Source organism: Ornithinibacillus californiensis (assembly GCF_001038485.1).
Taxonomy (GTDB): Bacteria; Bacillota; Bacilli; order Bacillales; family Amphibacillaceae; genus Ornithinibacillus; species Ornithinibacillus californiensis.
In genome coordinates, this window is the sequence record NZ_LDUE01000021.1 from 172,193 (window position 1) to 196,427 (window position 24,235).

20 protein-coding genes are annotated in these 24,235 nt (G+C 38.3%); 6 read left to right on the plus strand and 14 right to left on the minus strand.

Translation table 11 applies throughout. From position 1 onward, the window contains the following. Nucleotides 1-33 precede the first annotated feature (33 nt). Nucleotides 34-1,701 carry a peptide ABC transporter substrate-binding protein gene (locus TE34_RS05820; protein WP_047983882.1) on the minus strand — a complete coding sequence of 556 codons (1,668 nt, stop codon included), beginning with the start codon at nucleotides 1,699-1,701 and terminating at the stop codon, nucleotides 34-36. Nucleotides 1,702-2,028: 327 nt separating this feature from the next. Between TE34_RS05820 and TE34_RS20580 the strand changes: the two genes are divergently transcribed. Then, nucleotides 2,029-2,394, plus strand: coding sequence for a DUF3899 domain-containing protein (locus TE34_RS20580; RefSeq protein ID WP_084710634.1), 366 nt, complete (start codon nucleotides 2,029-2,031; stop codon nucleotides 2,392-2,394). A gap of 83 nt (nucleotides 2,395-2,477) precedes the next feature. Here TE34_RS20580 and TE34_RS05825 read toward each other — a convergent pair whose 3' ends face one another. The 6 genes from TE34_RS05825 to TE34_RS05850 form a co-directional block, all read right to left on the minus strand. Further along, complete coding sequence (locus TE34_RS05825; protein WP_047983883.1) at nucleotides 2,478-3,461, minus strand: ABC transporter ATP-binding protein; 984 nt, start codon at nucleotides 3,459-3,461, stop codon at nucleotides 2,478-2,480. Beyond that, nucleotides 3,454-4,482: an ABC transporter ATP-binding protein gene (locus TE34_RS05830; protein ID WP_047983884.1), complete on the minus strand. Its 1,029-nt coding sequence runs from the start codon at nucleotides 4,480-4,482 to the stop codon at nucleotides 3,454-3,456. The genes TE34_RS05825 and TE34_RS05830 overlap by 8 nt, the downstream gene beginning before the upstream one ends. Nucleotides 4,483-4,500: 18 nt before the next feature. Next, nucleotides 4,501-5,424 (minus strand): ABC transporter permease, encoded by a 924-nt coding sequence (locus tag TE34_RS05835; protein WP_047983885.1) that lies wholly within the window; start codon nucleotides 5,422-5,424, stop codon nucleotides 4,501-4,503. Further along, nucleotides 5,424-6,359 (minus strand): ABC transporter permease, encoded by a 936-nt coding sequence (locus TE34_RS05840; RefSeq protein WP_047983886.1) that lies wholly within the window; start codon nucleotides 6,357-6,359, stop codon nucleotides 5,424-5,426. The genes TE34_RS05835 and TE34_RS05840 overlap by 1 nt, the downstream gene beginning before the upstream one ends. A gap of 391 nt (nucleotides 6,360-6,750) precedes the next feature. Beyond that, nucleotides 6,751-8,445: a peptide ABC transporter substrate-binding protein gene (locus tag TE34_RS05845; protein ID WP_047983887.1), complete on the minus strand. Its 1,695-nt coding sequence runs from the start codon at nucleotides 8,443-8,445 to the stop codon at nucleotides 6,751-6,753. 292 nt (nucleotides 8,446-8,737) lie between these two features. Continuing rightward, entirely contained in the window at nucleotides 8,738-9,646 is a 909-nt protein-coding gene (locus TE34_RS05850) for a DUF1002 domain-containing protein (protein WP_047983888.1), read from the minus strand. A 234-nt stretch (nucleotides 9,647-9,880) separates the two neighbouring features. On the opposite strand from TE34_RS05850, the gene TE34_RS05855 reads away from it, so the two are divergent. From TE34_RS05855 to TE34_RS05865, 3 genes are all read left to right on the plus strand, one after another. Next, complete coding sequence (locus TE34_RS05855; protein ID WP_047983889.1) at nucleotides 9,881-11,080, plus strand: MFS transporter; 1,200 nt, start codon at nucleotides 9,881-9,883, stop codon at nucleotides 11,078-11,080. Between the two features lie 348 nt (nucleotides 11,081-11,428). Then, nucleotides 11,429-12,784: an MATE family efflux transporter gene (locus TE34_RS05860; RefSeq protein WP_047983890.1), complete on the plus strand. Its 1,356-nt coding sequence runs from the start codon at nucleotides 11,429-11,431 to the stop codon at nucleotides 12,782-12,784. Between the two features lie 70 nt (nucleotides 12,785-12,854). Beyond that, a complete protein-coding gene (locus tag TE34_RS05865; RefSeq protein WP_047983891.1) occupies nucleotides 12,855-13,100 on the plus strand; it encodes a DUF1450 domain-containing protein in 246 nt (81 codons plus the stop codon). Between the two features lie 64 nt (nucleotides 13,101-13,164). Here the strand turns inward: TE34_RS05865 and TE34_RS05870 are convergent, their stop codons facing one another. From TE34_RS05870 to TE34_RS05900, 7 genes are all read right to left on the minus strand, one after another. Next, nucleotides 13,165-14,337 carry an iron-containing alcohol dehydrogenase gene (locus TE34_RS05870; protein WP_047983892.1) on the minus strand — a complete coding sequence of 391 codons (1,173 nt, stop codon included), beginning with the start codon at nucleotides 14,335-14,337 and terminating at the stop codon, nucleotides 13,165-13,167. 14 nt (nucleotides 14,338-14,351) lie between these two features. Then, nucleotides 14,352-14,729: a RidA family protein gene (locus tag TE34_RS05875; protein ID WP_047983893.1), complete on the minus strand. Its 378-nt coding sequence runs from the start codon at nucleotides 14,727-14,729 to the stop codon at nucleotides 14,352-14,354. Nucleotides 14,730-14,789: 60 nt separating this feature from the next. After that, entirely contained in the window at nucleotides 14,790-15,386 is a 597-nt protein-coding gene (locus TE34_RS05880; RefSeq protein ID WP_047983894.1) for a lysozyme family protein, read from the minus strand. 133 nt (nucleotides 15,387-15,519) lie between these two features. Further along, nucleotides 15,520-16,869: an MATE family efflux transporter gene (locus tag TE34_RS05885; RefSeq protein ID WP_084710635.1), complete on the minus strand. Its 1,350-nt coding sequence runs from the start codon at nucleotides 16,867-16,869 to the stop codon at nucleotides 15,520-15,522. Between the two features lie 435 nt (nucleotides 16,870-17,304). Then, a complete protein-coding gene (locus tag TE34_RS05890) occupies nucleotides 17,305-19,311 on the minus strand; it encodes a TRAP transporter permease (RefSeq protein ID WP_047983896.1) in 2,007 nt (668 codons plus the stop codon). Further along, nucleotides 19,304-19,831 (minus strand): DUF1850 domain-containing protein, encoded by a 528-nt coding sequence (locus tag TE34_RS05895; protein ID WP_047983897.1) that lies wholly within the window; start codon nucleotides 19,829-19,831, stop codon nucleotides 19,304-19,306. Before TE34_RS05895 ends, TE34_RS05890 begins: the two co-directional genes overlap by 8 nt. A gap of 94 nt (nucleotides 19,832-19,925) precedes the next feature. Continuing rightward, nucleotides 19,926-20,867 carry a TAXI family TRAP transporter solute-binding subunit gene (locus TE34_RS05900; protein WP_047983898.1) on the minus strand — a complete coding sequence of 314 codons (942 nt, stop codon included), beginning with the start codon at nucleotides 20,865-20,867 and terminating at the stop codon, nucleotides 19,926-19,928. Between the two features lie 209 nt (nucleotides 20,868-21,076). Here TE34_RS05900 and TE34_RS05905 point away from each other — a divergent pair, with 209 nt between their 5' ends. Both TE34_RS05905 and TE34_RS05910 read left to right on the plus strand, forming a co-directional pair. Further along, entirely contained in the window at nucleotides 21,077-22,696 is a 1,620-nt protein-coding gene (locus tag TE34_RS05905; RefSeq protein ID WP_047983899.1) for a long-chain fatty acid--CoA ligase, read from the plus strand. Nucleotides 22,697-22,933: 237 nt separating this feature from the next. Next, nucleotides 22,934-24,226, plus strand: a complete 1,293-nt coding sequence (locus TE34_RS05910; protein WP_047983900.1) for a hypothetical protein — start codon at nucleotides 22,934-22,936, stop codon at nucleotides 24,224-24,226. The last annotated feature ends 9 nt before the right edge of the window (nucleotides 24,227-24,235 follow it).

The following is a 24,235-nucleotide window of genomic DNA, read 5'->3' on the forward strand; positions in this document are numbered from 1 at the left end:
AATTATTTTAGAAAATAAGAATTTTATTTCTGGTTATTCTGCTGAGCCAACACTAGCCCATTTAAATTCCCAGTCAAATCCAAATGCATTATAATAAACACCTTCAACTTTTGGCGAAACTAGATATGCTTTAGCTCGTTGATAAATAGGCGCAATTGCTGCATCTTCCATTAGAATTTTTTCTGCTTCTAAGAAGTTTTCATATCGCGCAACATTATCCGTAGCTAATGTTGTTGCCGCTTCTTCGATTAACGTATCAAATTCTGGATTGGAATAACCCATCTTGTTGTTTCCACCATCTGTTACCCATAGGTTTAAGTAGGTGTTTGGATCAAGGTAGTCAGGACCCCACCCAGAAACTTGTAGGTCATAATCCATGTTTGTATCAGCATCTAAACGTTGTTCAAATGGTACATTTCTCAATGTCACTGATAAACCAGGTAAGTTTGTAGATAATTGATTTGCTAAATATTCATTCATTGTCAATGCTGATTCACTATCATCACCTAGAAGTTCAAGTTCAATAGAATCAACACCTAGCTCTTCTAAACCTTTAGCCCAATATTCTTTTGCAGCTTCTACATCATAAGTGACAAGGTCACCACTTACTTCACGGAAGTCTTCACCAGATTCTGGCATTGGAGCGAAATCAGCTGGCACTAAACCATTTGCTGCAACGGAACCATTGTTAAGAATTTCGTTTACGATAGCTTCTTTATTGTATGCTTTAGCGATTGCAGCACGAATATTTTTATTAGCTAATGCTTCGTTTCTTGTTTGATTCATTTTAAGATAGAAAACACTAGTTTCTGGCTGAATCATATAATCTGGATGTGATGCATATTGATCAACCAGGTCAGACGTAAGGTCTGTACGATCTACTTTACCAGTTTCATACAAGTTTACTTTCGTTTGTGCATCCTTAACTACTGTAAAATTAACCTTATCTAATTGTACAGTTTCTGCATCCCAGTAATCTTCATTCTTAACTAGTGACCATTCTGTAGAAGTACTTTTCCAATTTTCTAAAGTAAATGGACCATTGAATACAAGTGTATCCGTGCTTGTTGCAAAGCTATCACCTTGTTCTTCAACAAACGTTTGATTTAATGGTAAGAACGTACCGAATGTTGTTAAAGATAAGAAGTAAGGAGTTGGATTTTCTAGCTCGACAACTAGTGTATAGTCATCTGGAGCAGTTACTCCAAGTTCTTCTACTGGAACATCTCCAGTGTTAACTTCAGTTGCGTTTTTAATAACGCCGCCCATCATATATGGACCATACTCTGAACCAGTTGCTGGATCTACTGCACGTTGCCATGCATATACAAAGTCGTGTGCTGTTACAGGGTCTCCATTCGACCATACAGCATCTTCACGTAATTTAAACGTCCATGTTAATGCATCTTCACTTACTTCATGATCGATTGCAATACCTTCAACAGGGTTTGCATCTTTATCTAAACGATATAGACCTTCCATCGATTCGCCTAAGAATTGGAAAGCATAAGTATCTGTTGCTAGTGACGGGTCCATTGATGGAATGGCATCACCATTAATAAAGTTTAAAACCTTTTCTCCATCAGCAGATTCTGTGTCAGTCCCTCCGCCTTGTGTACCAGAATCACTACCACCACAAGCTACTAATACAGCTACCATTAGTCCAAATACTAATAATAGTGATAATTTTTTCAGCTTCATATTATGACCTCCCAAAGTTGATTTTTTCCGAAAATTTCGGTTATAGAAGCTAAACTCATATTACAGAATACGGGTAATTATACGCCAAATTGTATTTAATTACAACGGCATTCCGACAAAAATCGGCACCATTTTTTACCAGGTTTGATTCTAATGCACTCTACAAGCAATCCGGTATCTAAACCTACTAAGTTTTGTCCATTGCAGATATCAATAAATACTGTCGTTATATAGAAGGTTTCTTAAAACTTGGATGTGCTATAATAAGAAAGTTCCTGTTGTATTGTGGGAATACTTTTATTAACTATCCGAATTTCAGGTGATCAAATGACAAACAAACGATACTGGATACTCTTATTTTGTAATATAATTCTAACTCTATTCCTATTTTTCACTACTTCTGAGCAATATAATTTAGTCAACTATGTAAATTCCCTTTTCTATTTGACTTTGGGATACTTAACTCTCACATTATTCCTCTACACAGTAAAAGGAGGATTTTATGACGGGGTTACTTTTTCATTTAGAAGATTCCGTAGTGTGATGTTTCGGAGGGATTATCTAGATGAATGGAAAGAATTACCCCTGCCTTCTGAAAAGACAAATGAACGATTCTATCATTTAATTCGTTTCCAGGCGATTGCATTAGTTCTTATCTTTTTGTTTATTCTTTTAATATACTATTGGATATAAAACTAAATTGAAACTAATATAAGTCAATGAAAAACAAAAAGCTTGTAGAGAAAAATATTAATTTCCCTACAAGCTTTACTATGTTAGTTACTTGTTTCTCCATATAAATGACACGCTACCCAATGATCTGGTTTATGTTCCTTAAATTCCGGCACTGCTCTAGAGCAGATTTCCATCGCCATCGGACATCTTGTACGGAAAGGACATCCACTAGGAGGATTTATTGGACTTGGTACGTCCCCTTCAAGGATAATTCTCTCTCTCGAACGTTCTACCTGCGGATCTGCCATAGGAATTGCACTTAGTAATGCCTGTGTGTAAGGATGTAAAGGCTCTTCATATAATCCCTCACTTGTAGCTATCTCAACCATATTACCTAAGTACATTACTCCAACACGATCACTAATATGTTTTACCATGGATAGGTCGTGTGCAATGAAGAGGTAGGTTAACCCTCTTTCCTTTTGCAGCTTTTTCAATAAGTTTACTACCTGCGCCTGGATGGATACATCTAATGCGGATATCGGTTCATCCGCTACGATAAAGTCGGGATCCACAGCTAGTGCCCGTGCAATACCAATTCGTTGACGTTGACCACCACTGAATTCATGCGGATAACGATTTCTATGTTCTGCATTTAATCCAACCGTCTCCAACAATTCAATAACCCTGTCTTCACGTTCTTTCTTTGTTTTAGCTAGGCCATGAATATCAATACCTTCTGCAATGATATCCTTTACGGTCATTCGTGGGTTTAATGAAGCATAAGGATCCTGGAATATCATTTGCATCCGACGGGTAGTTTCTTTTAATGCTTTCTTTGACCTTTTCCCATGTACACTTGTACCCTTAAAGGTAACCTCTCCACCAGATGCTTGATAAAGACCCATAATCGTTCTACCAGCTGTTGATTTACCACAACCAGATTCACCTACAAGCCCAAATGTTTCACCTTGATAGATTTCAAATGATAGCCCGTCAACAGCCTTTAGGACATTTTTACGGTCCACTCTAAAATGTCTTTTTAAATCTTTAATTTCTAATAATGTTTCTTTTGTCTTAGCCATGGACTTTCGAACCTCCTACATTAATGAATTCTGGTGGTTCTACCTTAGGTGCTCGTTCATCTAATAGCCAACAAGCTGTTTTTTGTGTCTCAGATGACTCGTAATATGCTGGCATATGCTCTCCACATGCTTTCATGACATATGGACAACGAGCCGCAAACGGGCATCCTTTCGGCGGATCAGCTAAGTCTGGCGGCGAACCAGGTATCGCTTTTAATTCTTCACCATGATTATCTAACTTTGGCATCGAGCCTAATAACCCCCACGTATATGGGTGTTTCGGGTTATAAAATATTTCATCTACGGAACCTGTCTCAACAATTTTACCACCATACATTACTGCTACACGGTGTGCAGTATTCGCCACTACACCTAAGTCATGTGTTATCAAGATAATAGCCGTTCCGGTTTCTTTTTGTAATTCTCGCATTAAATCTAGAATTTGGGCTTGGATTGTTACATCAAGTGCAGTTGTTGGTTCATCCGCAATCAAAACTTTAGGATTACACGCTAAAGCAATCGCAATCATAGCACGTTGACGCATACCACCAGAAAACTCATGTGGATATTGTTTGATCCGTTTTTCTGGATTAGGAATACCTACTAATTTTAATAATTCTACCCCTCTTACATGGGCATCATTTTTAGACATATTTTGGTGCTTGATTAATCCTTCTGCTATTTGCTTACCTATCGTCATCGTTGGATTCAATGAAGTCATTGGGTCTTGGAAAATCATCCCGATATCTTTCCCGCGAATGCTTTCCATTTGCTTCTCAGACTTCTCGGTCAGGTCCTCATCATTAAATATAATGGAGCCTCCAACAAACTTTCCTGGTGGCATAGGAACCAAACGCATGATAGATTGGGCTGTTACACTCTTTCCCGAACCAGATTCTCCAACGATTGCAAGTGTCTCTTGTTCATGTAAATCAAACGATACGTCACGGACAGCTTTTACTTCTGAACGATAGGTATCAAAGGATACAGAAAGGTTATTTACACTAAGTACTTTTTTCATTTTCGTATCTTCCCCTCCTTATTTCCGCTCTTTCGGATCTAGCGCGTCACGAAGACCGTCACCAATAACGTTAAATGCAAGCATCGTTAAACAAATAAAGAATGCTGGGAAGAAGAGCTGATACGGATAATACTGTAAAGCTCCTAGCGCTTCAGATGTCATAACTCCCCAACTTGGATCTGGCATTGGTACCCCAAGCCCAAGGAAGCTTAAGAATGCCTCTGTAAAAATAGCATTAGGTACAGTCAATGTTAACGTTACAAGGATTGGCCCAAGTGTATTTGGAACAAGGTGCTTAAATAACAGTCGTGAACTACTTGCCCCTAAAGACCTAGAGGCTAAAACATATTCTTCTGATCTCAGCTGCATCACTTGACCACGAACAATTCTGGCCATATTGATCCAGCCTGTTACGACCATCGCAATAATCATTGTCCAAATCCCTTCACCCATTACAACCATAAGAAGAATTACAACTAATAGATACGGTAGACCGGATAGAATATCAGCGAAACGCATCATGTACTCGTCGACTCTACCTCCAAAATAACCAGACACCGCACCCCAAATAATTCCGATAATGATATCTAGAAACGCGGCAGTTAACCCGATGAATAGGGAAATTCTTGCTCCATCCCAAGTTCTAGCAAATATATCTCGTCCTAACGTATCTGTTCCAAACCAATGGTCAGCAGACGGTGCTATATTCGTTGACATTAGGTCATTCGTTCTGTAGTCTTCTCCTGAAATATCTGCTCCAAAAATAGCCATAAATCCTAATAGTAATAAGATAGTAATACCTGTCAAAGCTAATTTATTTTTACGAAAACGTCTCCAAGCATCTTTCCAATAGGAAGTACTTTCACCGACGATTTTTTCCGATTCTGCGTGGTCAATATGCAGTGGTTCGAAATCTGCGCTTGTAAGATTTGGTTGTGCCATTACTTCCCACCACCTTTAGCATTAATCTTGATTCTCGGATCAACAATTCCGTAAATTAAATCTACTATTAATATACTAATTAAAAGAAGTACACTATAAAAAACTGTCGTGCCCATAATAACGGTATAATCACGGTTTGTGATACTCGTTACGAATTCACTACCGAGTCCAGGGATACCGAAGATTTTTTCAATGACAAAGCTTCCTGTTAAAATACCTGCAACCAAAGGACCCATATAAGAGATAACTGGTAGCATTGCATTTCTAAGCCCATGTTTATAAGTAACAATACGCTGACTCATCCCTTTTGATTTTGCAGTTTTGATATAGTCAGAACTTAACACGTCTAGCATACTTGAGCGCATTAGACGGGCAATAAAAGCAAGTGGTGTTGTTGCTAATGCTAGTGCTGGTAAAATGGTATCCCAGAAGCTTTCCATCCTTGCAACAGAAAAAAGATCTAACTGGATAGCAAAAATATATTGCAGAATGGTAGCCATGATAAAGCTCGGTACGGAAATCCCCAGGACGGCGATTACCATCGCGGTATAATCACCAAACCTATTATGTTTCAGAGCAGCAAATACCCCAAAAAGAACCCCTAATCCTAACGCAATAAAAATGGCCTCTAATCCGAGAACAATGGAATATGGAAAACTACGTAAAATAATATCCATTACATCTTGTCCCACATATTTAAAGGAAGGACCAAAATCAAATGTTATCGCATTAACGAGATAGTCAATGTATTGTTCATGAATCGGGTCATTTAAACCGTATGCTTCTTCCATTTGTTTCTCTAGTGCAGGTGTCATTTTACGTTCAGACGCAAATGGACTACCTGGTGCAGCTTGCATTAAGAAGAATGTCGCTGTAATGATTAAGTAAAGAGAGAGTAGTATATACGCGATTCTCTTCATGATATACTTTGCCAATCCATACACCTCCAATGTAAGTGTTACATTTCAATTAATAGTTTTTCTTATGCAAGCGTGAAGGAAAATATACTTTCTCTTCGCAAACATAAAAAAAGAGGTGAAACACTCCACCCCTTGTTTTCCCTTTTCCTTTTCAAGAAAAAAGAATAATCATTCTGTGTCTATGCAAAGAAATACTCTTGTCCTGTATTTCTAAGAAGGAGTTATTGGTTTCTTTTTTGCATGTATAAAGTAGTTATTAAGTTTTTATTCTCTAAATCTCTTGAAAAGCCTTGTGTTTACAAGTTACAAAAGGGTAATCATCTATAATGGAAGCAACCAAGATAAGAAAACAGGAGTACTGTTTTCCATCTTGGTTTTGCTTCATTTTTAAACTATCAAACTATTATTATTCGATGTAAGCCCACTTAAGTTGAACTCCACCAAGTCCAGATACTTCGATACCTTTGACTTTCTCATTAGAAGTCCAAACGTTTGTGTAGAAGTAAATTGGTGAAATCGGCATAGCATCCATGAAGATTGCTTCTGCATCTTTTAAGATTTGTTCACGTGCAGCTGCGTCAGTTTCAGTTCTAGATGCAGCTAGCAACTCTTGGTACTCAGCATCTTCCCAATTGGTGTAGTTGTTTCCACCAACTGCTTGGAAAATTTCTAGGAAGTTGATGGCATCGTTAAAGTCTGCAAGCCAACCCATACGTCCTACTTGGAAGTCGCCAGATCCCATGGAATCTAGGTAAACATTCCACTCTTCATTACTAAGTGTTACATCAACACCAAGGTTTTGAATCCACATATCTTGTACCGCTTGTGCAATAACAGCATGTGCTTCACTTGTATTGTAAGAAAGAGTAATTGGTGGTAATTCATCCAAACCAAGCTCTTCTAATCCTGCTTCTAGGTGTTCTTTTGCAGTTTCAACATCATTATCTGCAAAGTAACCTTCATTGTTCTCTTCAAAAATTGATGGAGGAACTAAAGCCATTGCTGGTTGTTGTCCACCCTTTGTAATGTTCTCAACAATACCTGTACGGTTAATCGCTAAAGCAAATGCTTTACGGATATTTTCATTGTTGAATGGTTCTGCTTCTGTATTGAATGCATAGTAGTAAACACCAGCAAGAGATGAAATGTTTAATGTTTCATCTTCTAATAGAGAAGGAATAGCTGCTAATGGTACTGAGTCATAAGGTGATCCAACCCAATCCAATTCACCAGCATTAAACATTTCTAGTGCCGTATTTTCATCATCTACCATGAACATGTTAACTGTTTCCAGTTTTACAGTATCTGCATCCCAGTAATCAGCATTCTTTTTAAGTACTACTTTATTTTTGTGCTCCCAAGTATCTAATGTGAACGGACCGTTTGTTACATAGTCGTCACCAGCATCAAGTGCCCACTCAGGATTAGCTTCTGCAACCGCTTTGTTTACAGGGTAGTAAGTATAGAAAGCTGTTAAATCTAAGAAATATGGAGTTGGTTGTGCTAATGTAACTTCTAGTGTCTTCTCATCTAGAGCTTTCACACCAACATCATCTAATGAGCCGCCTTCTTCTTTCGCAGCTTGAGCTCCTTTAATTACATATAGCTGATAAGAGTAGTCAGTATCAGCATTAGCAGGGTCTAATACCCATTTCCATGCAAATTCAAAGTCATTTGCAGTAACAGGGTCACCATTTGACCAAACTGCATCGTCACGGATAGTGAATGTATACGTTAATAAATCGTCAGAAACCTCAGGCTCACCTGCAGCCATAGCCGGTTCTACTTCACCATCATTGTTAATACGCATTAATCCTTCAAATACTTGGTCTAGAATTGCACCAGAAGTTGTATCTGTTGCTGTTCCAGGGTGTAATGAAGGTGGCTCTGTTCTAATGTTTACATTTAATACTTGCTCTACATCTCCAGAGTCGCCACCGGCTTCTTCATCTTCTGTACCGCCAGTTTCGCCTCCGTTTTCTTCAGTTCCTGGATCTTTGCTATCTCCACCATTAGCTTCTTCATCATCGCCACAAGCAGTTAGAAATAAGCCCATAGCTAAAACAAGAACTAGTAGTAATGACCACTTTTTAAACTTCATGTTTGTAGACCTCCCTATTTTTTAAAGTTCTAACAATTCAAGACAGTCTAAATCTTGAACTTGTTTTATCATTATACAACCTATTCAAAAAATTTTCATCCCCTTTTTTAAAAAATTTAATGAATTGCTACTAATTTATGTATTTTAATATAACGAAATAATTGGTTTATAGGAATTTATTGTATATTTAAAATGGTACAAAAGATATAGATTACTAGAAATAAAAAAAGCCTATTCCCCTAATTATATTTATGAATTAGGGAAATAGACCTTATTTAATAGAATGGATTTATTAACCAAATAGATTCGCAAAAAACTTTCCTATCGCATCAAACAGCTGCTTAAAAAAGTTTCCGACACTATCCCAAAAGCCCTCATCCGCGAGAATTTCTTCCAGTTGATCTTGAACCTTTGAGGCAATATCATTTAATTGATTTTTCACTTGATCAAAATCAATGTTTAGATTACGCATTTTCTCAAATAAATTAATTAATAATTGACGATCTTCTTCACTCAATGATATCTCCAACTTTTCCAGCTGTTCTTGAACTATCCTTTCAATATCATCTATCGATGCAGGATTTTGCTCGGCAATGGCTTGTTTAATTTGTGTAATTAATTCACTAACTTGTTCGTTCGTCAGACCAGCATCTTTCACAAGCTCTGTAGCGATATTAAGCTCCTCATTAGCAAGGCTCATTCGCTCCTTGTCAAGTTCTACCCCTTCCGCATCGTATGCTTTGTAAATTCCTGTTAATGCGGAATGGCCCGTTACCTTAACAGGAGAAGCCACAACAACGGTCGCATTTTCTACCCCTGCCGTTAATAATGCATTGGCATACATTTCATTAGTTACTTCTGTAATATTCTCTGGCGTAACGATGGACACAGTGAGACCTGTTCCTTTTTCCTCCATCGTAATCTTCGCGGAGGAGAACATTCTAGAATTTGGGTTTCCACCAATGTACTTTTCTAAATCCTCACCTGTAACTGTATATTCATCTACCATTTCTGGATTGGTAACTTCTAGGAGTTCTTCTGTCTGTGCTTTTTGCTCATCTGTTAAGTTCCCCCCGTATACAACAATTGGAACGCCTAACTTTTCATTTATCGCTTCATCAGCACTCACTGGTATAACAAAGGCTGCTAACAAACTAAGAATCAACGCAAAATAAGTTACTATTTTTACAGAATGCTTCATTTTCACAGCTCCTTCACCTCTTAATTTCAAACTACTTGTCTATCAAAATATTAGATTATTACTTTGATTATACCCATTATGAAAAAAATAACACCTTTTAACTAGGAAATCATTAACACTTCCAATTTATTTCGGTATCCGTTATATTATATTTAGACTAACGAAATATTTAACAGAAAGAAGGCTATATCGATCAGTACTGTAAACTTCAATGTAAAACGTAATTTAGTTATTATGTGGTTTGCTAACTTTTTTATTGCTGGCAGCACCACGATGGTTATTCCTTTTCTATCCTTGTATATTGACTCCTTTGGTCAATACTCAGATGTTTATGTTCAAAACTGGGCTGGGTGGGTGTTCTTAGTAACCTTTATCGCAGCTTTTATTTTTGCACCTTTATGGGGTAGAGTTGGGGATAAATACGGACGGAAGAAACTATTAATCTTCTTTGCTAGTGGAATTGGTGTCTCAGTGTTCCTAATGGGATTCGCTACGAATGTTTGGCAATTATTTATCTTACGTCTTTTTATGGGAATCTTTACTGGATTTATTCCGATGTCACAGGCACTTATTGCGACACAAACACCTAGAAATATAGCAGGAAGAGTATTAGGAACGCTTCAAACTGGTAGCATTACTGGATCCCTTATGGGTCCGCTCTTAGGCGGAGCATTAGCCGATGCTTTTGGCTATTCCACTACCTTTAAATGGGTTTCTATCGCTATTATTGTATCAGCACTCATTGTTCTATTTGGAGTAAAAGAGCAGCGATTAGTGCATGCTGAAGATAAAGATCATAAAGCTTATTCACGAAAAGAAGTCATCCTACACATTGTAAGACATCCTGTTTTACTTGTTGTGATGTTGATTTCTGCTCTTGTGCAAATTGCTCATTTCAGTGTGCAACCAATTCTCTCTTTATATGTAGAAGAAATTCACGGTCCTGCAAATATTGCATTATTCTCTGGTATTGCATTTTCTGCAGCCGGTGTAGGTAATCTATTAATGACACGAAAATGGGGAAAACTAGGTGACCAGTATGGTTACATTAAATTCCTCATCTTACTGTTATTTATGGCAGGTATTGTTTATATACCAGGAGCCTTCGTTACTTCAATTTGGCAACTCGTTATTGTTCGCTTCTTGTTAGGAATATCCATTGGTGGTATTATTCCATTACGAATCGCATATATTCGTCAAGAAGCTCCACTATCGATGCAAGGGGAAGTACTTGGCTATAATACCAGTCTACGATTCTTAGGAAATATCATCGGACCAGCAATCGGAGGACTTATCGCCGGCTTCTACGGCATCTCAACCGTATTCTTCTTCACCAGCGGATTACTACTATTAAGTGGTGTGTTCTTATTAGTCGCATGGTATAAACATGAATACGCGGATAGTAAGAGTCAGAGCCATTCAACATCACATTGATATTTTAATATGAAAATAAATGTATTTCTCTTATAAGAGAGGTTGACTAGAATTATGCTCAGAGCAGCCAGTATACACGTAGACTCCTGCGGGAGGATAGGCCTAGGTGAGACCCCGCAAGAGCGTTAGCTCTGAGGAGGCTCACCAGCCGCCCGCGGAAAGCGAAGTGTATACTGGCTGCGGACTCGGTCCAAGAACCAACTTTAAGAATAACCTTTAAAGCAGACTACGAAGCAATAGTTTCGTAGTCTTCCTATTTGGAAAAAATATTGATAAAAAACTCTTTTTATTTTCGCTCCACCGTTGTAAACTAATTCTACTTGTGTAATTTAGAAGGAAGGGTATCGTTTGAAACAGAACACTACGAAGAATTTAACTTTATTTGCAATTACTTGGCCCATTTCCATTGAAATCTTACTCCATATGTTAATGGGAAATGCGGATACCTTAATGCTAAGTCAGTACTCTGACAATGCCGTTGCTGCAGTTGGTGTTTCGAATCAGATACTTTCGGTTGTTATTGTCATGTTCGGATTTGTCGCTCAAGGAGCTGCTGTTTTAATTGCCCAAAACATCGGTGCAGAAAAACCAAAAACAGCAGGAAAAATTGCTCTTAATGCATTAAGTATGAACTTGATCTTTTCACTTCTACTGAGCGTAACCTTATTCTTATGGGCAAAGCCGATCTTAACAATGATGGATTTACCACAAGAGTTAATGGGTGAAGGACTTGCTTATATACAAATAGTAGGTGGACTTATCTTTGTGCAAGCGCTAATTATGACAACGGGCGCAATCCTTAGAAGCTATGGCCATACAAAAGATACCATGATGGTCACCATTGGAATGAATATCTTAAATGTTATTGGAAATTATTTTGTTATATTTGGTCCATTTGGCTTCCCTATTCTTGGTGTAGAGGGAGTTGCATATTCTACTGCAATTAGCCGTTTTATCGGATTTATCGCATTGGTTATTCTTCTAGTTAAGCGTACGGAAGGTGAACTTCAATTTAGAAATTTATTCCGTTACGAAAAGAGTCATGTTAAAAGCTTACTTCAAATTGGTATACCATCGGCAGGAGAACAACTATCCTATAATGCTAGTCAAATGGTCATAACATATTTCGTTGCACAGCTTGGAACAGTTGCCATTACTACGAAAGTTTATACGCAAAATATCATGATGTTTATCTTTTTATTCTCCATCGCAATCGGTCAAGGGACACAAATACTCATTGGTCATATGATAGGAGCAGGTAAAATTGAAGATGCGTATGAGCGCGCACTGAAGAGTTTAAAACTTTCTATCTTTATCTCTCTTACAACTGCTGGAATCGTATATTTAGTTGCCAAACCATTCTTGGGCATCTTTACGGATAATGGGTCCATTATTGAAGCAGGTACCGTACTATTACTAATGACAATTGCACTTGAACCAGGTAGAGCCTTTAACCTCGTCATGATTAGTTCCCTTCGTGCCGCGGGTGACGTTAAATTCCCTGTGTATATTGGTATAATAGTCATGTGGGGAGTTAGTGTAACATTTGCATGGTTCTTTGGAATCTTCCTTGGTTTGGGCCTAATTGGAATCTGGATTGGATTTATTGCGGATGAATGGCTACGAGGACTCTTAATGCTAAGACGTTGGAAACAAAGAAGTTGGGTACGAATGAGCTTTGTCAGTAATGAAAAAGAGGCATGAATATTGAAATCATGTTCAGGCAATGCTATCATTCAATCATTCCATTTATATGTGAAAGAAAGTGATTATTATGGGTATTGTGGTCGTTGAGATTTGTGATGGAAACACAATTACTACAATAAATATAGAAGAAATCTTGGAGAAAGAGTTCCCCGAGGTTGCTGTACTAACGAGTGACTGTTTATCTTTTTGTGGTCTATGTCGAGTAAAGCCTTATGCACTTGTCAACAATAGACGTATTTTTGGCAAAACGCCCGAGGAATGTCTTGATAAAATTCGTACAGCGATAAAAGAAGAACTAGCCGTTTATCAATAAGGCTAGTTCTTTTTATTTCTATTTTATTCGACATCTTTTATTACCCAGGAAATAATTTGTCGGATTATAGGCTCGCTTTGAATATAGCTATGGAATCTTCCTTCGTTAACTTCTTAAAGTTACCATATTCTGGTCTAGCAACGACTGTCTTTTCCGCCATTAACTCTACGGTACTTTCATCGATCTCGTAGTCGGCTAGTTTCGCTGGTGCACCAATACTATTCCAGAACTCACATAGCTTATCGATTCCTTCAAGCGCAATCTCCATATCGGTCTTCCCTTCCTCTTTCACTTGGAAGACGCGGATAGCAAGTTGCTTAAATCTTGAAACGTTTCCTTCATCTAATACATGCTTCATCCAATTCGGGAATAAGATAGCTAGTCCGCCACCATGCGGAATATCGTGCACAGCACTTACAGCGTGTTCCAGGTTATGGGTTGCCCAGTCTCCTTGGTATCCCATATTTAGCATATTGTTTAATGCTAACGTTCCTGCAAGCATTATTGTTTCTCGCAGCTCATAATTTTCAAGATCCTCTACTAGCTTCGGTCCATTTTCCATAACCGTGATTAGTATGGATTCACAAAAACGGTCTTGGATTGGCGTATTCGTAGTTTGATGGAAATAATGCTCCAATACATGTGACATCATGTCGACAATACCGTAAATGGTTTGGTCTTTCGGCACAGAAAACGTATTTGTTGGATCAAGTATTGAAAACTTCGGATACGTATATGGTGCTGCTCCCCATCCGTGCTTTTCATTTGTTTCCCAATTAGTAATAACGGAACCACTATTCATTTCAGATCCTGTTGCAGATAGAGTTAATACCGTTCCAAATGGCAATGCATCATTTGCACTCTCCTTTTTCGTAACGATATCCCACATATCTACATCTGTTTTCGCACCTACGGCAATGGCTTTGGTACAATCTATCGTACTTCCACCACCAACTGCTAAAATAAATTCAATTCCCTCGTTCTTACAAATCTCAACCCCTTTACGAACGGTTGAAATCCTTGGGTTAGGCTCTACACCAGAAAGCTCAAATACTTCAGCATCCATCTCTGCTAATTTTGCTATCACTTGGTCATAGATACCATTCCGTTTAATGCTTCCTCCACCATATACAATTAGCACTTTGCGACCGTATTGCTTTACCTGTTCTGGAAGAGCATCTAACTGACCTTTCCCAAATATTAATTTCGTTGGATTATAGTATGTAAAATTATTCAACGACTTCTACCTCCTTATGACTTAACTACTATAGCATCTATTTCTACTAGTACGTCCTTTGGCAAGCGACTTACTTCGATTGTCGCGCGTGCTGGATATGGCTTTTGAAGATAGCTACCATAAATCTCATTAACCGTTGCAAAATCGTCCATCGACGCTAAGTAAATCGTGAACTTCACAACATCTGAAAAGTTTGCCTCAGCTTCTTCTAGTATATGCTTTAGATTATCCATCACCTGTTTAGTTTGTGCTTCAATCCCCGCTACAACCTCACCAGTTTCTGGATTAATGCCAATTTGTCCGGATACAAACACTAAGTTACTCGCTCCAATTGCTTGTGAATATGGTCCGATTGCAGCAGGAGCTTTATCTGTGAAGATTTCTTTTACCATGTCTATTCCTCCTTATAATCATCTGACTAAATCATAACGTTTTTTACCACTCATATCCAATTATTGAGAAGCCTTTATTTCCTCTAAATAGCCCATGACAGCTTGCACATAATAGATATCTCCGTAACAAGCATTATACTGTTTTGCTTCCTCTCTTAAACAGCTATAGATTGACTTATCTGTTGCATTTTCATACATCTTTTGCGAAAAAGCAATAGCCGCTTCTTGCGTATATTGGCCCGTAGTCTCATGAACATAATCAATGAAACCTTTCCCAAAATTATACGATTGAATCGCAAGCTCTACATCGTAGCCTGCTTCTTTTAATGTCTCCGAGAAATAATAGACACCTTGTTTTATGGAAAGATTCGGATCATCGATACATCCCACTTGTCCACAAAAACTTTCTGATGATTGCATAGGGTCAGTCCCTCTACCGCCAGATTCTTGCATCATCATTGCAAGTAGGACATCCACGTGTCCTGCAATTCCGTATTCTTCTGCATACTTTTCAACTAGTGGTTTATATTGAAGAACATCTTTACTCACCGTAAGCTCTTGCTCCTCAACTAAAAGTGAAAACACTAGAAATATCCCAACTAGACCTATAGCAAGATAAAATGTCTGTTTCAACGCTTTTTTTGTTTGTTTTTTCATTCTCCATCAACCCACAGTCAAAAATAAGTTATCCACAAAATCAATAACCTAGATATCAATATTTCGTATATTTTGTCGATTGCCAATACAAAATATTGCGTTTATCCTCACACTATCCACAATTTGTGTATAACTATTCTTGCTTTTTCTGTTTAAACAACACTTTCTCTCGCCATTTACCAAATCGAAAGTAAAGGTATGCAAAAACACTACTAATCATGAAGCTAACACCCATACCTACTGCAATTCCCGTGTCTCCCATAAACTTAGAGAATATGTAGGTTAGTGGATACCTTAATACCCAAAATGAGATAATATTTAGAACTAGCACTTGATACATCGCACCAGCTGCTCGAACAACCCCATTTAGAATAAAGTTTATCCCCAGAAACGGATAGCACAAGGCAATGATTTGTAAGTATCTCGTTCCGAAACGAACCGCCTCTTCTTCTTGTATAAACAATCGTACCGCATGTTCGGCAAAAAGCACCACCAATAGTCCAATGGCTACCATAACAGCAAAATTATAAATAACACCTAACCTGGCAATCTTATTTACTCGTTCCCAATTTTGGACACCGATATTCTGCCCAGCCATACTTCCGACCGCTGTACCTAAAGCATGTGCTGGTAGCATAACAATACTATCTAGTCGTTGGGCAGCACCAAATCCACCTACCGTTGCTGGGCCAAATGATGTTACTACACTCATAATTGCAGCGGAACCTGCCGAGATGACAGACATTTGTAATCCAGACGGAATTCCTAGATGTAATATCAGCTTGATTTCCTGCCACCTTGGTAATTTCGGAATCGTAAATGGTGCGAGCTTCTTCCTTAATACATGGTAGATTCCATATAGAAATGCAACACCTTGGGAAATGATGGTTGCAAATGCAGCCCCTTGTATTCCAAAATCAAACACAGCTATAAAAAGAGGATCCATTACCACATTAAGCAGGACAGCAACGGAAACAAAACGTAATGGCGTTTTACTATCCCCTAGTGCTCGTAAAACGGTACTAATAAAGTTATAACCAAATAGAAATAACATTCCTAGAAAATTAATCTGTAAGTAGGAAGTAGCTAAATCTAATATCTCCACTGGAGTTCCTAATAGATTTAATAAAGCTTCTGCAAAGATAAACCCAATTGCCCCTAAAGACACAGCCATGATGGAAAGCAATACGATAAAGGCATTTAAATATCGCTTCAAGCCTTCAGTATTCTTTTTCCCTTTTTGTTGGGAGAGAATGGTTAATGCCGCATTATTTAAACCAATAATAAATGATAATACGGTAAAAATGATTGTACCAGAAATTGCAATGGCACCTAAAGCATCTGCTCCAAGTAAATTACCTACCCACAAACTATCTACTAATTGATAGGAGGTTTGCAGTAGATTCGCCAGCATGATTGGGCCAGAAAAAACCATTAGCTGTCTCCATATATTCCCTTGTGTAAAGTCATGTTGTTTCTTCACTTAAAAACAACCCTTCATTTCATATTCCCAGTTTCATTTTAACATCCTTGAATAAAAAAGGAAGATATCTCATCCTTGAGATATCCCCCAAATTAATTCAAGCTTTTATCAAAGTACATTTTTATCGTAGTCCGCAGCCAGTATACACTTCGCTTTTACTTCCAGCACAGGGGCGACATCTGCTCGAAAAGACCTCGCAGTGTCTACCTTGCCGCGGGCGGCTGGTGAGCCAGGCTACTACTTGAATTTGCTTCTTTGCAGCCTTGCACCGAGGAAACCTGCTTCGTAGCGATACTGGCAGACGCAGGTGCATCACCGGGGTCTCACCTATGCCTATCCTCCCGCAGGAGTCTTCGTGTATACTGGCTGCTCCGAGCTTAAACGAAATTTACAGTTACATCCATTAAGTTAATCTATAAAGTATTACTTGCATTATTAACCTTCTGTCTGTACTTGTTTATGTGCACCGCGGTCGCCTTTGAAGATGAATTGGTAAACTAGCATTAGAACAAATAATACTAATCCGATGATATCACTATTACCTTCCGGATACATGAGTAGCAGACCTGTAATTACTGATATAGCTCGCTCTACTTTATTTAGGTGTTTATACCAGAATCCTATTAATCCAGCTCCGATGGCTATCATTCCGGTGAAGGCCGTAATAAGTATCCAAACAATTCCCCACCACGTAGTGCCAATCATGAGCATTTCTGGGTTTAATACAAACATGTACGGAATAATAAATGCCGCAATAGCTAGTTTCGAGGCATTAAATCCAGTTCGTATCGGTTCTCCTCCCGATATACCCGATGCCGCAAAGGCGGCTAATGCAACAGGTGGCGTAATATCAGCCACAATTCCAAAGTAGAATACAAACATATGTGCAGCAAGAACCGGTATTGCAAATTCTAGTTGATCATTTAGTGCCAGAATAGCCGGTAGTGCAATTGTAGAAGTAATAATATAGTTCGCCGTTGTAGGAGAACCCATTCCTAGAATGATAGATGCAATCATTGTAAAGAATAATGTTAGTAGTAATTGTACGTTTACGTTCGGAGCAATTGCCCCCGCAATATCAACGATACCATTACCTAATTTCAATCCTAAACCGGTTTTTGTAACTACCCCAACAATAATACCCGCACTAGCAGTTGCTGCTGCTACTCCTAATGCTGTACGCGCACCGGAAGTTAGTGCATCGACAAATTTCCTAGGAGTAATACGCGTCTCTTTCAAAGGTAAGCTAACAATTATTGCGGAAAGAATCCCAATAAGCGCCGTTCTTTCAATACTATATCCCATAAATAACAGAACGATGATCACTAATATTGGTAGTAATAAGTGAATCTTCTTTAACACTTCCATCTTAGGTGGAATTTCACTTTCAGGAAGTCCAGTTAAGCCTGTTTTCTTCGCCTCTAAGTGTGTCATAATCCAAATACCAGCGAAATATAAGATAGCAGGAATTAATGCAGCCTTAGCAATATCCCAATACGGAACACCTGCAAATTCGATCATTAAGAAGGCTGCAGCACCCATAATTGGTGGCATGATTTGTCCACCAGTAGAGGAAGCTGCTTCAACCGCCCCTGCAAATTCTTTCCGATAACCTAACCGTTTCATTAGCGGAATTGTGTACGAACCAGTTGTTACTGTATTCGCAACCGAACTACCAGAGATTGTTCCATTTAGCGCACTAGAGAAGATAGCTACCTTCGCAGGTCCACCAGTTCTTCTACCTGCAAGGGAAATAGCTAAATCATTAAAGTACGTACCCACTCCTGTTTTTACTAGGAACGCACCAAATAATAAGAATAAGAATATATACGTAGATGATACTTTTAACGGAGTACCAAGGATACCCTCCGTTGTGAAGAACATCGTATTAACTAGTTGATTTAGACTCAATCCTCTATGCGCTAGCATACCTGGCATATATGCTCCTAATAGAGCATAAAGCAGTGCTGCACCAGCAATAATCGTTATTGGTAATCCAACTGCGCGTCTAGTTGCTTCCAGGGTTAGTAATATAGCAATTCCCCCGATAATCATTTCAACAGTTGAAATCGAGCCAATTTGTTGAACCAAAGATTCATAGAATACTGGCCAGTATAGACAGACGATTAGCGATAATCCCGCTAACGTGTAGTCAATCCACGAAACCTGGCGTTTATTCCCCTTCTTCTTAGCAGGGAACAGTAGAAAAATAAGGACTAAAGCAAATCCCAAGTGGATGGTGCGTTGTATATAGGCAGTATATGCTCCAAAATATCCCGTGTATAGCTGGAATAATGAAAATGCTACTAAAAGTATAAAGACAAGTTTTGCAGCTCCACCAGATAATTTACGCGTGTTTGATTCTGCGTCGTACTTCTGCAATAATGCCTCTTGCTCTTCAGGTGTTAATTCTTCTTTTACGTGTTCATTCTTTTCACTCATGAATGTTCACTCCTTTCAAAAATTGCCATAATGAAAGTCGATCTACCTTAATGGTAAATCTAGCGCCTGGCTCAAAATATTCTTTAAACCAAACTAAATGTTCGGCCTGGTCACCCCAAACTAACCGGTGTCTCGGAACCGTCTTTCCGTTTCGGAGGTTAATATATGGAAAAACTCTATTCATATCTTTTATATGAATTTTATCGTCCTCATATACTAAAGTTCCACCTTCATCGTTAGAAGGCATACCAATCCCGTATTGTTCGTAGATAATTTCATTTTGTCTAATTGTGTGTTCTGGTAGGACCTCGTAGATTTCAACTACATCTGTGAGGTGAATGGAATGTGTAAATATTATTTGGAATGAGTCACCCTCCTCTACTGGCAGGAAGGCTTCAATTTGATTTGTGTTTTCTTTATAAAAAACTAAGGCAGTTCGGAAAGGAACAAAAAATAGTAATGATAGGATAATCAGTAGAAGCAGACTGATAATAAAACGTTTTTTGTACAGTATTTGCAATGGATACACAACCTAAAAATGGATAGACCGGCTATCAAGCCTTAACAAGGCAACAGCCGGCCATTCTCCATTTATTATATTATTTGTTCGTTAATTAGTCTAGTAATCCTTCTTCTTTGAAGTATTTCTCTGCACCTGGGTGTAGGTCAATTCCAATTCCATCAAGTGCGGATTCCTTTGTGACTAATTCCCCTTTTTTGTGTGTGATTTTATCTGTATTTTCATAGATAGCCTTTGTTATTTCATATACTTCATCTTCAGACAAGCTATCCGTTACAACTAGCATCGCTAATACCGCTACAGTAGTAACTTCACTTTCAAGTCCATAAGTTCCTGCAGGAATTGTGTCTGCAGCATAGTATGGAAACTCTGCTACTAATGAATCGATCACATCTTGTGCGATTGGCACGATTGTAATATCATTTGTTGCTGCTAAACCTTCTACACTACCAGTTGGTGTACCAGCAGTAATGAATGCTGCATCGATGTTACCATCTTGGATTCCACCAGTAGACTCATCGAAGTCTAGGTTTTGAGCATCAATATCATCCATGGATAGACCATGAGCTGCTAAGATTTGCTCCGCATTAACATACGTACCTGAACCAGGTGCTCCGACAGATACAGCTTTTCCAGCTAAATCTTCAACAGAAGCTATGCCAGAATCAGCAGATGTTACAATTTGGATTGTTTCCGGATATAGAGATCCAATCGCTAAAACATTATCCACTTGCTTACCTTCAAAACCATTAACACCTTCAGCTGCATTAGACATAACGTCTGTTTGCGTAAATGCAAGGTCAGCTTCACCTTCTGCTAAAGCTGCGATATTATCTGCAGAAGCATTAGATGATGATGGCGTTACTTCTAAATCTGTTTGATCCGAAATAATTCCTGAAATTTCCCCACCCAGTGGGTAATATGTACCACCAGTACCACCTGTTAACATCGTTAATTGTTTACTTCCACCACAAGCTGCAAGAGCTAGTGAAAGTACTAATAAAACTGCAAATGAAAGAATATACTTCTTTTTCATTTAAATACCCCCTTAATAATTTCCTAAGTTTTATTCTACTGAATAAGGCCTGATGTTGTCAAACTATTGTTTCAATTGAAAGCGTTATACTATAGGTGAACCCTCGTTTTCTCTGGATTCGCTACTAAGTTTTAATTTTATTACAAATTATCAAAATAATATGATATTATAAAAACAAGTATCTAAACTAATATAGGGAGATGATAAGTATGATGCAAGTTCCGCTATCAGTTGGTTCATTATTGGAACACGCGGAAAAGTTTTTCCCCAAGAAAGAAGTTATTTCACAAACGCACGATGTACTCCACCGGCTAAATTACGGAGAAATTGGCCAGCGCACAAGAAGATTAATGAGTATTATGAATGAATTAGGTATTAGAAAAGGAGACCGCATAGGTACATTGGCCTGGAATCACCATCGACATTTGGAAATCTATTTTGCGGCACCTGGCATGGGGTCAGTATTACATACAATTAATATTCGCCTTTCCCCGGAAGATATCATTTATATCATTAATCATGCAAAAGATAAGATTTTATTTATTGACGAAGATATTTTACCTCTCATCGAACATATACACACGCATCTAAAGACTGTAGAAGCTTTTGTTGTCATGACCGATAAAGCTGAACTCCCTGATTCTACTATTCAACCACTCTACTCCTACGAAGAACTACTTTCAACTGGTGATCCAACCTATGAATTTGCTAATGATATTGATGAAAACCAACCTGCAGGTATGTGTTATACTTCTGCAACTACGGGTAAACCAAAGGGTGTTGTTTATTCTCACCGCGCAATCGTTTTACACAGCTTTGCTTTGGGACTCGCCGACACGGCTGGGCTCTCCGAATCGGATGTTTCTATGCCTGTTGTACCGCAGTTTCACGTGAATGCATGGGGTACACCATTTGCATGTACATGGTTTGGTTCCACGCAAGTAATGCCTGGCCCACGATTTACACCAAAGCGTCTAGCTGAATTTATCGAGCGTTTTAAGGTTACCATTACGGCAGGCGTTCCAACGATTTGGTTAGGACTCTTAAGAGAATTAGAACAAGGAAACTATGATACTTCCAGCTTAAGGGCTGTTTTATGCGGGGGATCTGCTGCTCCACTTGGCCTTATTAAAGCATTTGAAGAGAAACATAATATACCTTTTTACCATGCTTACGGCGCAACGGAAACTACACCACTTGTAACTATTTCTCGTCTCAAGAGCTACCAGCAAGATTTAACGCTAGAAGAGAAGTTTCAAGAGCGTTCCAGACAGGGAATTCTAGTTCCAGGTCTACAAATGAAAGTAGTCGGCGATAGCGGTGAAGTAGAATGGAATGGAAAAGAAATGGGAGAGCTCCTATTAAAAGGCCCTTGGATTGCTGACGAGTATTATAAAGATGCAAGAAGTGATGATGCATTTAAAGATGGTTGGTTCCATACAGGAGACGTTGTAACGGTCGATGAAGAAGGAACGATTAAAATTGTTGACCGAACAAAGGATTTAATCAAGAGTGGTGGCGAATGGATTTCCTCGGTTGAAATTGAAAACGCTATCATGGCACACAATGCCGTCTTTGAGGCTAGTGTTGTTGCGATAGCTGACGAGAAATGGCAAGAACGACCAGTTGCATGTGTTGTTTTACATGAAGGGCAAGAAAATGCGGTGAAAAAAGACGATATTATCGAATTCTTAAAACCACAGTTCCCTAAATGGTGGTTACCAGACGATGTTCTGTTCTTTGAGGAAATACCAAAGTCCTCAGTAGGGAAATTCCTGAAGAGAGAACTACGAGAACAAGTAAAAGCAAGATATAGCCCACAGGGGTAATGTAGCCACGACATAGGAGTCATTATTCCATGACTCCTATGAAAGGCTTTTCATAAAAGAAGAAATTTTTTACCAACTTGACAATATTATGAAAATTACATAGACTAAGATAAATTAACGAAACTGTCGCTAATTAGTTCGCTAAATAGTCATTTTATTTATTACCATAAATTTACTGAATTTTCAAATGAATTAAGTGTGTTAAACCTTCATTTTATTTTATAGGAGGGAAGAAGAGTGAAAATAAAGGTTGCTGTATTTGGAAGACCGGAGTTAGTTGACCGTTTCCAACATTACCAATTGAACCAAGATGAGATTGAAGCAATTCCTTTTATCTATCACAAAGCAAGCGAAGCAGTCGAACTAGTTGAGCGGGCTTTTATGTGTGATGTTTATTTGTTTTTAGAAAGTCTTCCATATCTGTATACACAAAGTAAAATTAAAAAGAAACGGTTGCCGACCGTCCAAGTTGCTTTAGATGAATATATGATACTGACTTCCTTCTATCATGTAAAAAATCACCACGAGCAGCAGCTGCGTCGATTCTCTATTGATGTTCTTGACGAAAATCATGTGACAGAAGTGCTAACAGAATTAAACCTAACTGGTGATAGTATTTATACATATAGTTACAAACATGATGTGAAAATTAACTTAGAAAAGATTGCTGACCATCATGAGGAACTCTGGAATAGTGGAAAGATTGACTATGTACTTACCTCCTTACATGAAGTAGAAAAGATTCTAAACAAAAAAGGAGTCCCAACTTACCAGATGGTGATTCCAAAAAGAAATGTAGACAAAGCCATCGAGCAATGTAAGTCCATAGCCATCTTAAACATGAGTAAAAGCGCACAGATAGTTGCAGGTTATGTTCGGATAAAAGATATTGAAAAAATACGGGAAGACAAAGGCGACTTACACCTTAAAGAACTACAAATCAAGCTTTACCAAGTCTTACTTAAGTTTGGGCATAAGACATATGCATCTGTACTAACTAATAATGAAAATCAATATGTCATTTTTGGTACTAGAGGTGTCTTAGATCATATAACTAATCACTACAGAGATTTTCCACTCATCAAAGAGATAGAGAATATGCTAGATACATCGATTGAAATTGGCTTTGGGTTAGGCTTAACAGCAAAGCAAGCAGAGGATCATGCAAGGTTAGCATTAGAGGCTTGTACACATAATGCTAATAGCAGTTGCTATATCGTAAATGACCGTCAAGAAACGATCGGTCCTCTAGGAGTAAAAAAGGTCTTCGATACATCGAGACTATATCAGGCGCTAATTCATAAGGCGAAACTTAATAATGAGTTATCGTACAATTTTATTGATTTTGTTCAGCTTCGAAATAATGAACCGTTTTCGTCTAGTGATATTGCGAATTATTATCGTGTGACGAAGCGAAGTGCGGAGCGGACGGTTAATAAGTTGTTAAATGGTGATGTGATTAAGGTTGTTGGTGAGGAAAAGCCTTATGTGAAAGGAAGGCCTCGGAAGCTTTTTCAAATTAATATGTAAGACAGTTTC

Excerpts from the sequence above, each read along its gene's own strand:
- TE34_RS05845 (WP_047983887.1), bottom strand. The coding sequence starts at position 8,445 with ATGAAGTTTAAAAAGTGGTCATTACTACTAGTTCTTGTTTTAGCTATG.
- TE34_RS05900 (WP_047983898.1), bottom strand. The coding sequence starts at position 20,867 with ATGAAAAAGAAGTATATTCTTTCATTTGCAGTTTTATTAGTACTTTCA.
- TE34_RS05850 (WP_047983888.1), bottom strand. The coding sequence starts at position 9,646 with ATGAAGCATTCTGTAAAAATAGTAACTTATTTTGCGTTGATTCTTAGT.
- TE34_RS05825 (WP_047983883.1), bottom strand. The coding sequence starts at position 3,461 with ATGGCTAAGACAAAAGAAACATTATTAGAAATTAAAGATTTAAAAAGA.
- TE34_RS05855 (WP_047983889.1), top strand. The coding sequence starts at position 9,881 with ATGTGGTTTGCTAACTTTTTTATTGCTGGCAGCACCACGATGGTTATT.
- TE34_RS05890 (WP_047983896.1), bottom strand. The coding sequence starts at position 19,311 with ATGAGTGAAAAGAATGAACACGTAAAAGAAGAATTAACACCTGAAGAG.
- TE34_RS05830 (WP_047983884.1), bottom strand. The coding sequence starts at position 4,482 with ATGAAAAAAGTACTTAGTGTAAATAACCTTTCTGTATCCTTTGATACC.
- TE34_RS05880 (WP_047983894.1), bottom strand. The coding sequence starts at position 15,386 with ATGAAAAAACAAACAAAAAAAGCGTTGAAACAGACATTTTATCTTGCT.
- TE34_RS20580 (WP_084710634.1), top strand. The coding sequence starts at position 2,029 with ATGACAAACAAACGATACTGGATACTCTTATTTTGTAATATAATTCTA.
- TE34_RS05820 (WP_047983882.1), bottom strand. The coding sequence starts at position 1,701 with ATGAAGCTGAAAAAATTATCACTATTATTAGTATTTGGACTAATGGTA.
- TE34_RS05865 (WP_047983891.1), top strand. The coding sequence starts at position 12,855 with ATGGGTATTGTGGTCGTTGAGATTTGTGATGGAAACACAATTACTACA.
- TE34_RS05905 (WP_047983899.1), top strand. The coding sequence starts at position 21,077 with ATGATGCAAGTTCCGCTATCAGTTGGTTCATTATTGGAACACGCGGAA.
- TE34_RS05835 (WP_047983885.1), bottom strand. The coding sequence starts at position 5,424 with ATGGCACAACCAAATCTTACAAGCGCAGATTTCGAACCACTGCATATT.
- TE34_RS05875 (WP_047983893.1), bottom strand. The coding sequence starts at position 14,729 with ATGGTAAAAGAAATCTTCACAGATAAAGCTCCTGCTGCAATCGGACCA.